Source organism: Streptomyces sp. NPDC056503 (genome assembly GCF_042794995.1).
GTDB lineage: Bacteria > Actinomycetota > Actinomycetes > Streptomycetales > Streptomycetaceae > Streptomyces.
On record NZ_JBHTST010000076.1, the window covers coordinates 1 to 13,365 of the forward strand.

A 13,365-nucleotide genomic window follows, 5' to 3' on the forward strand; every position below is an offset into this window, starting at 1 on the left:
GGACGGACTCGTCCTGCCGCCGGCCGCCGCGCGCGGCGCGCCGCCGGATCCGGGATCCGGGATCCGGGATCAGAAGATGACGAGGGCGCGGCCGCCCTTGCCCGCGAGCATGGCGTCGAAGGCGCCGGGAATGCCGTCCAGGGTGATCCGTTCGGTGACGAGCGCGCCGAGGTCGAAGCGGCCGTCGCGGATGTGGCCGGCGATGACGGGCAGGTCCGCGGCCGGGTCCGAGTTGCCGTACACGCAGCCGGAGAGGGTGCGGCCCCAGTGGAAGATCTCCAGGGCGTTGAAGGAGACCTGCTGGTCCTTGCCGCCGATGCCGACGACGGTGGTGCGGCCGCCGCGCCGGGTGGACTCCCAGGCGGTACGGATGGTGACGGCGCGGCCCACGCACTCGACGGCCACGTCGACGCCGTGACCGCCGGTCAGCGCCCGGACGTCGCGGGCGGTGGTCTCCGAGGCCACGACGTACTCGGTGGCCCCGGCGGCCCGCGCCAGCTCCTCCTTCTCCGGGGAGACGTCCACGGCGACGATCGTGGACGCGCCGGCGATCCGGGCGGCCTGGAGGGTGGCGAGGCCGACGCCGCCGACGCCGAAGACGGCGACCGTCTCGCCCTCCCGGACGCGGGCGGAGTGGTGGACGGCCCCCCAGCCGGTGAGGACGGCGCAGCCGAGCAGGGCGGCGTCGGCGAGCGGTACGCCCTCGGGGAGGGGCAGGACGCAGTTCGCGGCGACGACCGTCTCCTCGGCGAACGCGGCCACGTTGAGGCCCGGGTGCAGCTCGCGCCCGTCGGCGGCGCGGGCGTGCACGTTCGCCGCGCCGTTGAGGGCGTTGACGCAGAGCCAGACCTCGCCGAGCGAGCAGGGGTGGCAGGCGCCGCAGGACGGCGCCCAGTTGAGGACCACACCGTCGCCGGGGGCGACATGGGTGACCCCCTCGCCGACGGAGACGACGGTCCCCGAGCCCTCGTGGCCGAGGACGGCCGGGACGGGGAGGCGCATGGTGCCGTTGGTGAGCGACAGGTCGGAGTGGCAGACGCCGGCCGCGGCGAGCCGGATCCGGACCTGGCCGGGGCCGGGCTCGGGCAGCTCGATGCCGGTGATCTCCAGCGGGGCACCGACGGCGGGCAGGACGGCGGCACGGATCACGAGTGGCTCCCTTTCTGCGGGTTCGGGACGGGGCGCGGTCCGGGGCTCAGAACTGGAGGGACCGGGTCTGGAGGTACTCGGTGAGGCCGTGCGCGCCGAGCTCCCGGCCGACGCCGGAGCGCTTCCAACCGCCGAAGGGGGCGCGCGGGTTGAACCGGCCGCCGTTGATGTCGACCTGGCCGGTCTCCATGCGGCGGGCGAAGGCGACGGCCTCGGTCTCCTCGCCCCAGACGGCGCCGCCGAGGCCGTACTCGGTGCCGTTGGCGATCGCGAGGGCCTCCTCCTCGTCCTCGTACCGGAGGATCGAGACGACCGGGCCGAAGATCTCCTCCTGGGCGATGGTCATCTCGGGGGTGACGTCGGCGAAGACCGTCGGGGAGACGTAGTAGCCGGTCTCCAGCGGGGCCTCGACGCCGCCGGTGACGAGCCGGGCGCCCTCCTCGACGCCCTTCTCGATGTAGCCGCGGACGCGGTCGCGCTGGCGGGCGGAGACCAGCGGGCCGAGGCGCTCGCCGGGCGTGTACTTGGCGGCGGCCTCGGCGGCGAGGGCCACGGCCTCCTCGTACCGGTCGGCGGGGACCAGCATCCGGGTCCAGGCGCTGCACGTCTGGCCGGAGTTGGACATGACGTTGCCGACGCCGACGGCGACGGCCTTGGCGAGGTCGGCGCTGGGCAGGATGACGTTGGCGGACTTGCCGCCGAGTTCGAGGGCGACCCGCTTGACCGCACCGCCGGCGAGGGCGCCGATGCGGCTGCCGACGGCGGTGGAGCCGGTGAAGGAGATCAGGTCGACGCCGGGGTGCTCGACGAGGGCCTGGCCCGCGACCGTGCCGAGGCCGGTGACCAGGTTGAAGACGCCGGCCGGGACGCCCGCCTCGTGGACGGCCTCGGCGAAGAGCTGGGCGGTGAGCGGGGTGTCCTCGGCCGGCTTGAGGACGGTGACGCAGCCGGCGGCGAGGGCCGGGGCGACCTTGGCGACGATCTGGTGGAGGGGGTAGTTCCAGGGGGTGATGGCGGCGACGACGCCGACCGGCTCCGCGTAGACGGTGGAGTTGCCGACCTTCTCCACGAAGGGGTGGGTGGCGGCGAGTTCGGCGTACGAGCCGGCCACCGCGACCGGCAGTCCGGCGTGCACGGCCGCGGCGATCTTCGGCGGGGCGCCGAGTTCGGCGGTGACGGTGGCGGTGATCTCCTCCGCGCGGGCGGCGAGCGCGTCGCGCAGGGCGGCGATCCGGGCGGCCCGCTCGGCGGGCGGGGTGGCGGACCAGCCGGGCAGCGCGGCGCGGGCGGCGCGCACGGCGGCGTCGACGTCCTCGGCGGTGCCGGCGGGAACGTGGGCGATCACCTGCTCGGTGGCGGGATCGACGACGGGGATCGTTCCGGAGGAGGCCGCGGGCCGCCACTCCCCACCGATGTACATCGCGTCGTGGGCCTTCATCAGCTTCCCCATTCCCTCTGCACTCGACCGCTCGCCTGCGGCGGGGCCGATCGGCTCGGCTCCACCGCCCTAAACTAGCGCTGTTAGTTTTAGGGCGCCAGGGCCTTCGGGAGTGGGGCGGATCTCACCGCACGGCCGCCGCCCTACGGCGGCGCCGGGCGGGGCGCACGCGGAACGGCCCCGCGCCGGGTGCCGAGGCCCACTGGGGGCGACGGTACCCGACACGGGGCCCACGGCGGTCCCGGTCGTTCAGATCGTCTTGTCGACCCCGGTGAGGTGGGCGAAGACGACGATGTTCGCGTCGTAGCCGGAGCCCTGGTCGTAGGCGCCGCCACAGGTCAGCAGGCGCAGTTCGGGCCGGCCGGTGAAGCCGTACACCTCCTTGTCGGGGAAGGCGGACTTCGGGTAGGTGCGCACCTTGTCCACGGTGAAGACGGCGACCCGGCCGTCGGCGCGGGCGACCCGGACGGTGTTGCCGGGGCCGAGCGAGTCGAGGTCGAGGAAGACGGCCGGCCCGGTCCGGGTGTCCCGGTGGCCGACCACCACCGCCGTGCCGCGCTCGCCGGGGGCGGGGCCCCGCGCGTACCAGCCGACCTTCTGCGGGTCGTCGACCGGCGGCACGCCGAGCCGCCCCTCCCGGTCGAGCCCGACATCCAGGGCCGGCGCCTCGATGGTGATCGCGGGCACGGCGAGGAGGGTCGGACGGGAGCGGGCGAGCGGGGCGGGTGGGGCGGGCGGGGCCGCCGGCTCCTTCGGGGCGTGCGCGCGGGCACGCCCCGAGGAGGCGCCGGTACGACTCCGGGACGCGTCCTCACGACCGGCGTCACGGGCGCCGGCGGTCGGCGCGGAGGCACCGGCGGAGGCACCGGCCTCAGGGACGGAGGCACCGGCGGCGGCACCGGCCGCGGGGACGGAGGCACCGGCGGAGGCGGGCGCACCGGCGGAGGCGGCGGGCGCGTCGGCGGCGGCGGGTCCGGACTCCGCGCCCGGCACCACGGCGTCGGGTTTGGCGTCGGCCCCGGCGGTGGCGTGCCGACCGCCGGGGTCCCCGTCCCCGCCCCACCACACGCCGCCGACCACCAGGACCGCGGCCACCGCCACGGTCCTGGTGAGCCGGACGAGCCGTCGCTGCCGGCGCGAGAGGCGGGTGTTACGCCGCGCCATCGTTGCGGCGGCGCGAGCGGCGGATCAGCACCAGGCCGACGGTGCCCGCGAGGCCGGTGGCGACGGCCGCGCCGACTCCGAAGGCGGACGCGTCCTCCTCGGCCGCGACCTCGGCACTGCCGCCGCCACCGGCGCCGACCGGGCCGTGCGGTGGCTTGTGGTGACCGTTCCCGCCGTCACCGTTGCCGCCGTTGCCGTTCCCGCCGTCACCGTTGCCGCCGTTGCCGTTCCCGCCGTTGTCGCCGCCGTCGGGGCAGTCGACCTGGAAGACCTTGTGCTTGCCCGCGCCGGTCTGGCCCTCGAAGGTCCAGGTGAGCTTGTACATGCCGTCGGGCAGGTTCAGGTAGCCCGGGGTGCGACCCGTGCCCGTCGGGAGCGTGAGCCCGCCGCTCAGGGTGGCGCCGCCGTCCTGGGCCGGTTGGGGCTCGATCTTCCACTGGACCACCTGGTCCTCGTCGAAGTTGAAGGCGGCGAGGTAGAACGTGCAGACCTTCGGGTCGTTTCTCTGGTCGTCCGCCGGAGTGGACCTCTTATGGATCTTCACGTCACCGTTGTCGCCGGGAGCGGCGTACGCGGGCTGGCCGGCGCCGAGGACAACGAGACCGGCGAGGGCGAGGCCGGAGGCGGCGGCGAGGGGACGAACGGTACGAGCGAGCATGCGAGTTCCTCCATGAGAACGCCATCGGACATTTCAACTGATAATCCGACTATCCGTCACGTCATGGACACGTACGGTCGCGACATGCTCAACCCCCGCCGCCGGTCCCCCTTCCGGCCCAGGGCCGCGTCAGACGAGCCCGAAGAGGACCGCCGCCGCGAGGACGACCAGGGAGGTGAGGGCGGCCCACTTCACGGTGAAGCGGGTGTGGTCGCCGAACTCCACCTTCGCCATGCCGACCAGCACGTACACCGCCGGGACGAGCGGGCTCGACATGTGCAGCGCCTGCCCGACGAGCGAGGCGCGGGCGATCTCCAGCGGGGAGACGCCGTGGGCGGCGCCGGCCTCGGCGAGGACCGGCAGGACACCGAAGTAGAAGCCGTCGTTCGACATGAAGTAGGTGAGCGGCAGGCTCAGCACCCCGGTCACCAGCGCCATGTGCGGGCCCATCGCGTCCGGGATGGCGCCGACCAGCCAGTCGGCCATGTGCTTGACCATGCCGGTGCCGGTGAGGACGCCGGTGAAGACGGCGGCGGCGAAGACCATGCCGGAGACGTTGAGGACGTTGTCCGCGTGGGCGGCCAGCCGCTCCTTCTGGTCGGCGGGGCGGGGGAAGTTCACGGTGAGGGCGAGCGCGGCGCCGATGAGGAAGAGCACCGGGATCGGCAGCACTTCGAGGATCATCGCGGTGAGCAGACCGACCGTGAGGGCGGCGTTGAACCAGTACAGCCGGGGCCGGAGGGTGGCCCGGTCCGGGTCGAGCCCCTGGAAGCCGGGGACTCCGGCGGCCGCCTCGGCCGGACCCTCGCCGGACGCGCCGCCACCGCCGCCGGCCCGTCGCACCACGTCCCCCTCGCCCTTGCCGGCACCGGCACCGGCACCGGCACCCACGAGGACGGTCTCCTCGTCCGCCTCGGGGGCGAGCGCCTGGTCCAGGGTGAGGTAGCCGATCCGCTTCCGCTCACGGCGGCCGAGGACGTACGCGAGGGCGATCACGAAGAGCAGACCGACCGCCAGCGCCGGGATCATCGGGACGAAGATGTCACCGGCGTCGAGCTTGAGCGCGGTCGCGGCGCGGGCGGTGGGACCGCCCCAGGGCAGGGTGTTCATCACGCCGTTGGCCGTGGCCGCCACGCCGGTGAGGACGACGAGGCTCATGCCGAGCCGCTTGTAGAGCGGGTACATCGCCGAGACGGTGATCATGAAGGTGGTGGAGCCGTCGCCGTCGAGGGAGACGATCGCCGCGAGCACCGCCGTACCGACGACGACGCGGACCGGGTCGGCCTTGCAGAAGCGCAGGATGGCCCGGACGATCGGATCGAAGAGGCCGACGTCGATCATCACCCCGAAGTAGACGATCGCGAACATCAGCATCGCCGCCGTGGGGGCCAGCTTGCCCACGCCGTCGAGGACGTAGTCGCCGAGCTGCGCGCCCTGTCCGACCGCGACGCAGAACAGGGCGGGGATCAGGACGAGCGCCGCGATCGGCGACATCCTCTTCATCATGATCAGGACCAGGAAGGTCGCGATCATGGCGAAGCCGAGGACGGTCAGCATGGAGGCACCTCACGTTCACCGTTGAACAGCCGCCGAGCGGCGGTCCGGATGACCGTAGGTGCCCCCTTCCGGCCTCAACAAGGGGTCGACGCGTGAGCAATACGAGCAAAACCCCAGGTCACAGCAGGGGTGCCGGTTCCAGCGCGGTCACCTCGACGGGGAAGCCGTTGAGGACGGCGGTCCCGGAGAGCGGGTCGAGCAGGGTGCCGTCGAGGAGCTGGTTGACGTTGACGCCGGGCCGGGCGGCGGCCACGGTCATGCGGGTGCCGGGGCGGTCGTGGCCCCAGCCGTGCGGCAGGCTGACGACCCCGGGCCGCACCGTGTCGGTGACCTCGACCTCCGCCGTCAGCGCGCCGCCCGCACCCCTGATCCTGGCGGGGGCGCCGTCGGCGAGCCGCAGCCGGGCGGCGTCGTCCGGGTGCACCTGGAGGGTGCACCGGTTGGAACCCCCAGTGAGGGCGGGGGTGTTGTGGAGCCAGCTGTTGTTGGACCGCAGGTGGCGGCGGCCGACCAGCTGAAGGGTCCCCGGCTCCGGTACGGCGGCGAGGGCGGCCCGCAGCCGGGGCAGGTCGGCGGCGATCGGGGCGGGCAGGAGCTCGATCCGGCCGCTGCGGGTCTTCAGGACCTCGTCCAGGCGGGGCTTGAGGGGGCCGAGGTCGATGCCGTGCGGGTGGGCCTTCAGCTCGTCGAGGGTGAGGTCGTACGGGCCGAGCCGCAGCATCAGGTCGAGGCGCCGCTCGGCTCCGCTCGTCCCGCCGAGCCCGGCGGCGAACTCCTTGGGATCGGCGCCGTACGCGGGCGAGTACGGCTGGGTGACGGCCCTGGCCAGGGCGGTGTCGACGGCGAGGTCGTCGACGGCGGACGGCGGCGCCCCGTGCATGCCGGACGCGGCGAGGACCAGCCGGGCGTGGATCTCGCACTCGTCCATCCGTCCGGCCTCCAGGGGGACGGCGGCCGGGGTGTAGCGGGCCTGGTCGCGGACGGCGAACCCGTTGAAGGCGAAGTCGAAGTGGGCGCTCTGGGAGGGCGGCGGCGGGGGCAGCAGGACGTCGGCGTGGCGGGTCGTCTCGTTGAGGTAGGGGTCGACGCAGACCATCAGGTCGAGGCCGTCGAGGGCCGCGTCGAGCCGGAGCCCGTCGGGGGCCGAGAGGACGGGGTTGGCGGCGATGGTGATCAGGGCCCGGACGCGGCCCTCCCCCGGGGTGTCGATCTCCTCGGCGAGCGCGGCGAGCGGGAACTCGCCCTTGACCTCGGGGTGTCCGGAGACGCGGCTGTGGCGGCGGCCGAGGAGGAAGCCGCGGCCGGGCCCGGCGGGGCGGGGCGCGGGGGCGGTGGCGGAGCGGGGGAAGAGGGCGCCGCCGGGCCGGTCGAGGTTGCCGGTGAGGACGTTGAGGACGTCGACGAGCCAGTTGGCGAGGGTGCCGTGGGTCACGGTGGAGCTGCCCATCCGCCCGTAGACGGCGGCGGTGGGCGCGGCGGCGAGTTCCCGGGCGACGGCGCGGATCGTGCCGGGGTCGAGCTCGCAGACGGGTGCGACGGCCTCGGGGGTGAACTCCCGTACGGCGTCCCGGACCTGGTCGATGCCCTCGGTGCGGCCGGCGAGCGGGCCGGGGGCGGTGAGGTCCTCGGCGAAGAGGGTGTGGACCAGGGCGGCGAGGAGGAGGGCGTCGGTGCCGGGCCGCGGGGCGAGGTGGCGGTCGGCCAGGCCGGCGGTGCGGGTGCGGCGGGGGTCGACGACGGTGAGGGTGCCGCCGCGCCGGCGCAGCGCGGCGAGCCGGCCGGGGAAGTCCGGGGCGGTGCACAGACTTCCGTTGGATTCCATCGGGTTGGCACCGATGACGAGGAGGTGGTCGGTGCGGTCCAGGTCGGGCACCGGGACGGCGAAGGGGTCGCCGAAGAGAAGGCCGCTGGAGACGTGCTTGGGCATCTGGTCGAGCGTGGAGGCGGTGAAGAGGTTGCTCGTGCCCGTGGCGCGGAGGAGGAGCGGCGGGTAGAGCGCCCCGGCCATGGTGTGCACGTTGGGGTTGCCGAGGACGATGCCCAGGGCGTCGGGTCCGTAATCCTCGATCAGCGGGCGGATTCTCGCCGCGATCGTGTCGAAGGCCTCCTCCCAGCTCGCCTCCCGCAGTCGGCCGTCCTCGCGGACGAGCGGGGTGCGCAGCCGGTCCGGGTCGGCGTCGACCTGGGGGAAGGCGGCTCCCTTCGGGCAGACGAAGCCTCGGCTGAAGACGTCGTCGCGGTCGCCCCGGGCGCCGGTGACCCGGCTGCCTTCGAGGGACAGGACGAGTCCGCAGGTCGCTTCGCAGAGGGGGCAGATGCGTGGGGCGGTGGACATGGCGTCTCCCGTGGGCGGCGGCGGGGCGGCGGCTCGCGGCGAGCATACCGACCGGTAGGCACGTAGGGGAGGGGTACGACGGTGCCGACGGTGCGGCGACGGGCGGGCGGTCAGCCGGCGAGGGAGGGCGCGAGATAGGCGTGGAGCAGCCGGCGGGTCTCGTCGATGAGCGCGGGGTCGCCGGCGGGGTCGGCCCGGAAGGCGAGGCGGACCAGGGTGTCGGCGGTCTCGACGCCGACGAGGACCTTGCGCCGCAGCGTCTCGTCGGCGGTGCGGCCGAGGTGGGTGGCGAGGAGGCCGCAGATCCGCTCGGCGACCTGGCCGTTGGGGTCCTCGGCCGCCCCCGTCCCCGCCTCCTCTGCGGCGGGCACACCGAAGTCGACGAGGGCGAAGCCGGGGACGCTCCGCTTCATCGCGATGAACTCGTCGAGGACGCCGTCGATCGCGGAGTGCTCGTCGAGGACCGGCGTCCGCTCGAAGCGGGCGGCGATCCGCTCGGCGTACCGGTCGAGGTTGCGGTGGGCGAGGGCGGCGACCATGGCCCGTTTGTTGCCGAAGAAGCGGTAGACGGAGCCGATCGGGACGCCGGCGCGGACGGCGACGGCCCGGGTGCTCAGCTGTTCGTAGCCGGTCTCGTCGAGGAGTCCGGCGCAGGCGTCGAGGATGCGGGCGAGCCGCTCGGCGCTGCGCTGCTGGACGGGGGTGCGGCGGAGCGCGGGGGGCGCGTCGTGCGGGCGGGTCTGGGGCACGGGGTCCATGATGCCGCTCCGATCCTGTTCAGGCGATGAGCAGCCCGATGCCGCCGAGGGTGTACGCGATCATCAGCGCGAACAGCGGGAGTTGGCCGGCGACGGCACGGGCGGGCGGGAAGAGCCGGACGGACCGGTCGTGGGCGGCGACGACGCCCAGGACGTGACCGGTGACGATCGCGGTGACCTGGAGGACGGCGAGGCCCGCGGAACCCAGTGGCGGAGCGGGCGAGGGGGCGTTGTCAGTGCCCGCTGCCATCATGACGGTACGTGGCCCTTCGACTGCGAGGAGTGAGAAGTAGTGGGCGGTGAGATAGCCGAGGGCGATGGGCAGCAGCGAGTGGGCGAAGGAGGTGAGGGGCGTGGTGAGGGCGCGGTTCAGGAGGCGGAGGGTGCCGGCGCAGAGGCCGTAGCAGGCGGCGGCGAGGGCGACGGCGGCGAGGAGGCCGAGGGTGGCGGTGGTGGTCGGGCCGAGTGAGGAGGTCTGGAGGGTGGTGATCCAGCGGGGGTTGTCGGAGAGGCCGTCGTAGGCGGTGGTGCCGAGGAGGACGCAGACGGTGGCGACGAGCCCGGGGGTCTCGGGGGTGGAGTCGAGGCCGTGGAAGGGGGAGCGGAGGACGAGCCGGCCGTCGGCGCGGCGGCCGAGCGGGGAGAGCCGGGCGAGGAGGGAGGAGTAGGCCTCGAAGGGGTCGGCGTGGGCGAACCAGTCGGCGCCGTGGCGGGCGGCGCCGAGGAGCTGGACGGCGAGGTGGACGGCGAGGGCGGTGAGGAGGACGGGACGGGAGGTGTTGTCGGGGGCGACGAGTTCGAGCCAGGCGAAGAGGAGGAGTCCGGCGGCGGCGGGGCGGATGCCGACGGCGGCGGGGACGGGCCGGGGCGCGCGGGGCGGCCGGAGGGAGAGCAGGGCGCGCAGGGGGTTGAGGAGGCGCCAGACGGGGCCGAGGAGGAGGGAGGCGGGGACGAGGCCGACCCAGAGGAGGACGTAGAGGGCGCCCGGCGCGGGGTTGCGGTCGGGGTCGTCGGGGCCGAGGAGGAGGTGGGCGAGGAAGAACAGGGCGAGCGCGGCGCCGAGGAGGCGGAGGGCGGCGCGGGTGGCGGGGGCGTCGGCGAGGCGTTGGAGGGAGGCGGGCAGGGGGCGGCCGGCCCGGTCGCCGCGGAAGCGGGAGGAGGACCAGAGCAGGGCGAGGCCGAGGAAGGAGACGAGGAGGGCGGTGAAGGCGCCGGCGTAGGCGTAGAAGGGAGAGAGGGGCAGGTCGTGCTGGGCGCCGACGCCGTGGGCGAGCGGGAGGGGCGGGGCGGCCCGGACGCCCGTCATCGGACCACCAGTTGGGTGAGCACGAGTCCGGACTCGTGGGTCTCCACCTCGAAGAGGCCGGTGCGGTCGAGGGTCAGGGCGAGGGTGGCGGGGGCGCCGGCGGCGAGGGGGGCCTCGCGGTCGTAGCCGTGGACGTGCACGGTGTCGGCGCGGTCGGAGGTGACGCGCAGGGTGATCCGCTCCCCCTTCCTCAGCTCGACGCGGGCGGGGGCCGGCGTCACGGTCGAGCCGGTGACGCGGATGTCGAGGGTGCGGCCGGTGGGGCGGGGATCGGGGGTCGGGTCCGGGGCGGGGTCCGGGGTGGGCGGGGCCGAGGAGGGGGACGGGGGCGCGGAAGAGGAGGGCGGGGTCGGGGCGGAGGTGAGGGCGAGGGTGGTCTGGACGGGGGTGCCGGCGACGGACCAGACGGTGTGGTCGTCGGCGTACAGGCGGACGGTGAGGGTGCGGGCGCCGGGCGGGAGGTGGAGCCAGGGGCCGTAGGCGCGGGCGGTCTCGCGTCCGTCGACGAGCAGACGGGCGTGGCCGCGGCCGGCGAGGGCGGCGCCGCCGGTGGACTCGGGGGTGAAGCGGAACCTCTCCACGGTGAGGTGGACGTTCCAGCCGCCCTCGGTGTCCGGGTGGGCCTCGGCGCGGACGGAGGGCGCGTCGGCGGCGGGGAGGTCGCGGAGGCGGTGGCCGGAGTCGTCGCGGGCGGCGAGCAGGGTGCCGCTGGAGCCGGTGGCCTGCTCGTGGCCGGTGCCGGGCTTGTGGTGGGTGGTGGCCCGGCCGCCGCAGCCGGCGGCCAGGAGCAGGACGGCGGCGAGCGCGGCGGCCGTGAGCGGGGCCGTACGGCGGCGGGGCGCGGGGCGGGTCACGCGGTGGCCTCCTCGGGGTGCGCCTCGGCCTCGCGTTCCGCGGGGGCGGTGGGGCCCGGGCGGGCACCGGCGGCCACGACGGCCCAGAGGACCCAGACGACGCCGAGGAGGAGGCGGAGCCAGGCGGGGCCGAGGGGGATGCCGGGGATCATCAGGACGGCCTTGTCGAAGGCGTCGAGGAGGGTGAGGAGGCCCAGGGCGACCGTCGTCCAGGCGAAGACGGGACGGGTGGGGCGCAGGAGGAGGCCGGTGGCGGTCCACCAGGCGCCGGTGAGGAGGAGGGCGAGGGCGGGGAGGTGGGTGGGGGCGAGGGTGAGGGTGGAGCCGGCGACGTCGAGGGCGAGGCCGGCGAGGCCGGTGACGAGGGCCGCGGCGGCGAGGCGGCGGCCGCGCAGCCGGCGCCACCACAGGGCGGTGCCGACGAGGCCGAGGAGGAGGGAGGCGGCGAGGGCGATCTGGGTCTCGACGCGCTCGATGCCGCGGGCGCCGTACCAGTCGCAGCCGGCGGGCAGGCGGCGGGCCTGCACGCTGTAGTCGGCGCAGACGAGGAGCTGGGCGAGCTTGACGGGTTCGCCGACGAGCCGGGCGGTGGCCCCGGAGACCTCGCCGCGGGCGGCGCCGCAGACGGGGAGGGTGCGGGGGCTGGAGGCGCCGGTGTCGTCCTGCCAGCAGTTCGCGCTGCCCTGGCCGTCCCACCAGACGTCGGTGCGGTTGGGGCGGGAGTTGCCGGCCTTGTCGGTGCCGAGGCGGTTGTTCGCGTAGCGGTTGTGGTGGGAGGTGTCGGTCTGCTTGGCCCAGGCGGATTCGCCGCGGATGAAGGCGGGGACGGCGTTGAGGTAGAAGCCGGTGCGCTCGTGGCCGTAGATCCAGTTGTCCTCGTAGAGGTTCCAGTTGCCGCCGGCGGTGATGATGCCGGAGCCGGGGGGCATGGAGATCTGGGGGCAGACGACGCCGTTCTCGTAGCCGCGCTCGGCGGGCGGCCTGGCGCAGGTGCCGTCGGCGACGTACGGGTAGTAGTCCTCGTTGTTGTCGTGGATCAGGTTGCGCTCGAAGCGGGCGTGGTTCTGCGGGAGTCCGGGGTGGCCGGGGAAGGCGGAGTCCATGGAGGCGCCGCCCATGTTGTGGTCGAACTCGTTGTCGTGGACCCAGACGGAGTCCCCGGCGGTGCCGGAGTAGCCGACCATGTTGTGGTGGCTGCGGCAGCCGGTGATCTCGATGGAGTAGCGGGGGACGTCGTAGCCGCGGCCGTCGTTGATGTTCGAGGCCGAGCCGGGGTAGATGCCGGAGTCGCCGTTGCCGTAGGACTCGCAGTTCTTGTAGAGGCCGTGGTCGGAGGCGAAGGTCAGGAAGCCGTACTCGTCGTTCCAGCGGGTGAGGACGTCGTCGATGACGAAGCCGTCGGCGGCGAGGACGTACAGCGAGTTGAAGGTGGTGCGCTGGGCGGTGAAGTTGCGGAAGTAGATCCCGTCGGACTTGTCGGCGCGGATCGCGTTGAGCTTGGTGTACTTCGCGTCGATGACCACGTCGAGGCGGGAGGCTCCGGTGCCCTCGATCTGGAGGTCCTTCTTGCCGAGGATCGCGACGAGGTTCTGGTTGTGCGGGCACCGCGCCTGCTGCTCGTAGCTGAGGACCTGGTAGCCGAAGGAGGACTTCGGGGCCTCCAGGGAGGCGCAGGCGCCGGTGGGCGCGGGGGTCGAGGGCTCCTCCTCGTACAGGCCGGGCAGGATCGCGATGGTGGTGCCGGGCTTGTCGACGGCGTCGACGGCCTGCTGGAGGTGGCGGTAGCCGGAGCGGCCGCAGCGGGCGAAGAGCTCCAGGTTGCGGGCCTTGAGGCCGGCCGGGAAGGCGGCGATCCGGCGTTCGAAGTCGGCCCGGTCCGTCTTGCAGACGAGGAGGTCGGGCTCGCCGGTACGGAGCTTCGGCACGCTGCCGGAGCCGTCCGGGAAGGTGACGGGGCGCTCCTCGTGCGCCTGGGCGCCGGGGGCGGTGAGCAGGGCTGCGGCGAGTACCGCGAGCACGACCGAGAGCACGGAGACGAACCTTCGGGTCCACGACATGGGCGCGAGAGTAGAGCATTGTTCATCTTTTTGACCCCGTCGTGCGCGAACGGATCGCACGCCCCTCTCCCCCGCCCCGTTGACGGGAG

Annotated in this window: 10 protein-coding genes; all 10 read right to left on the reverse strand. The window is 74.5% G+C overall.

All coding sequences use genetic code 11. The annotated features are described in order from the left end of the window. Window positions 1-69: 69 nt before the first annotated feature. Entirely contained in the window at window positions 70-1,149 is a 1,080-nt protein-coding gene (locus ACFQ8C_RS22265; protein ID WP_383460231.1) for a Zn-dependent alcohol dehydrogenase, read from the reverse strand. Window positions 1,150-1,195: 46 nt separating this feature from the next. Further along, window positions 1,196-2,587, reverse strand: a complete 1,392-nt coding sequence (locus ACFQ8C_RS22270) for an aldehyde dehydrogenase family protein (RefSeq protein WP_383460233.1) — start codon at window positions 2,585-2,587, stop codon at window positions 1,196-1,198. Between the two features lie 249 nt (window positions 2,588-2,836). Beyond that, a complete protein-coding gene (locus tag ACFQ8C_RS22275; RefSeq protein WP_383460236.1) occupies window positions 2,837-3,751 on the reverse strand; it encodes a class F sortase in 915 nt (304 codons plus the stop codon). Beyond that, entirely contained in the window at window positions 3,738-4,409 is a 672-nt protein-coding gene (locus ACFQ8C_RS22280) for a hypothetical protein (protein ID WP_383460238.1), read from the reverse strand. Before ACFQ8C_RS22280 ends, ACFQ8C_RS22275 begins: the two co-directional genes overlap by 14 nt. Window positions 4,410-4,538: 129 nt before the next feature. Next, window positions 4,539-5,966 (reverse strand): CitMHS family transporter, encoded by a 1,428-nt coding sequence (locus tag ACFQ8C_RS22285; protein ID WP_383460240.1) that lies wholly within the window; start codon window positions 5,964-5,966, stop codon window positions 4,539-4,541. 118 nt (window positions 5,967-6,084) lie between these two features. Further along, window positions 6,085-8,301 (reverse strand): molybdopterin oxidoreductase family protein, encoded by a 2,217-nt coding sequence (locus ACFQ8C_RS22290; RefSeq protein WP_383460243.1) that lies wholly within the window; start codon window positions 8,299-8,301, stop codon window positions 6,085-6,087. Window positions 8,302-8,411: 110 nt separating this feature from the next. Next, entirely contained in the window at window positions 8,412-9,059 is a 648-nt protein-coding gene (locus ACFQ8C_RS22295) for a TetR family transcriptional regulator (RefSeq protein WP_383460246.1), read from the reverse strand. A gap of 19 nt (window positions 9,060-9,078) precedes the next feature. Then, window positions 9,079-10,365 carry a hypothetical protein gene (locus tag ACFQ8C_RS22300; RefSeq protein WP_383460249.1) on the reverse strand — a complete coding sequence of 429 codons (1,287 nt, stop codon included), beginning with the start codon at window positions 10,363-10,365 and terminating at the stop codon, window positions 9,079-9,081. Then, window positions 10,362-11,219 carry a hypothetical protein gene (locus ACFQ8C_RS22305; RefSeq protein WP_383460252.1) on the reverse strand — a complete coding sequence of 286 codons (858 nt, stop codon included), beginning with the start codon at window positions 11,217-11,219 and terminating at the stop codon, window positions 10,362-10,364. Before ACFQ8C_RS22305 ends, ACFQ8C_RS22300 begins: the two co-directional genes overlap by 4 nt. Next, the gene (locus ACFQ8C_RS22310) at window positions 11,216-13,276 is read right to left on the reverse strand and encodes a right-handed parallel beta-helix repeat-containing protein (protein ID WP_383460254.1); all 2,061 of its coding nucleotides are present in this window, start codon (window positions 13,274-13,276) and stop codon (window positions 11,216-11,218) included. The genes ACFQ8C_RS22305 and ACFQ8C_RS22310 overlap by 4 nt, the downstream gene beginning before the upstream one ends. Between the last annotated feature and the right edge of the window lie 89 nt (window positions 13,277-13,365).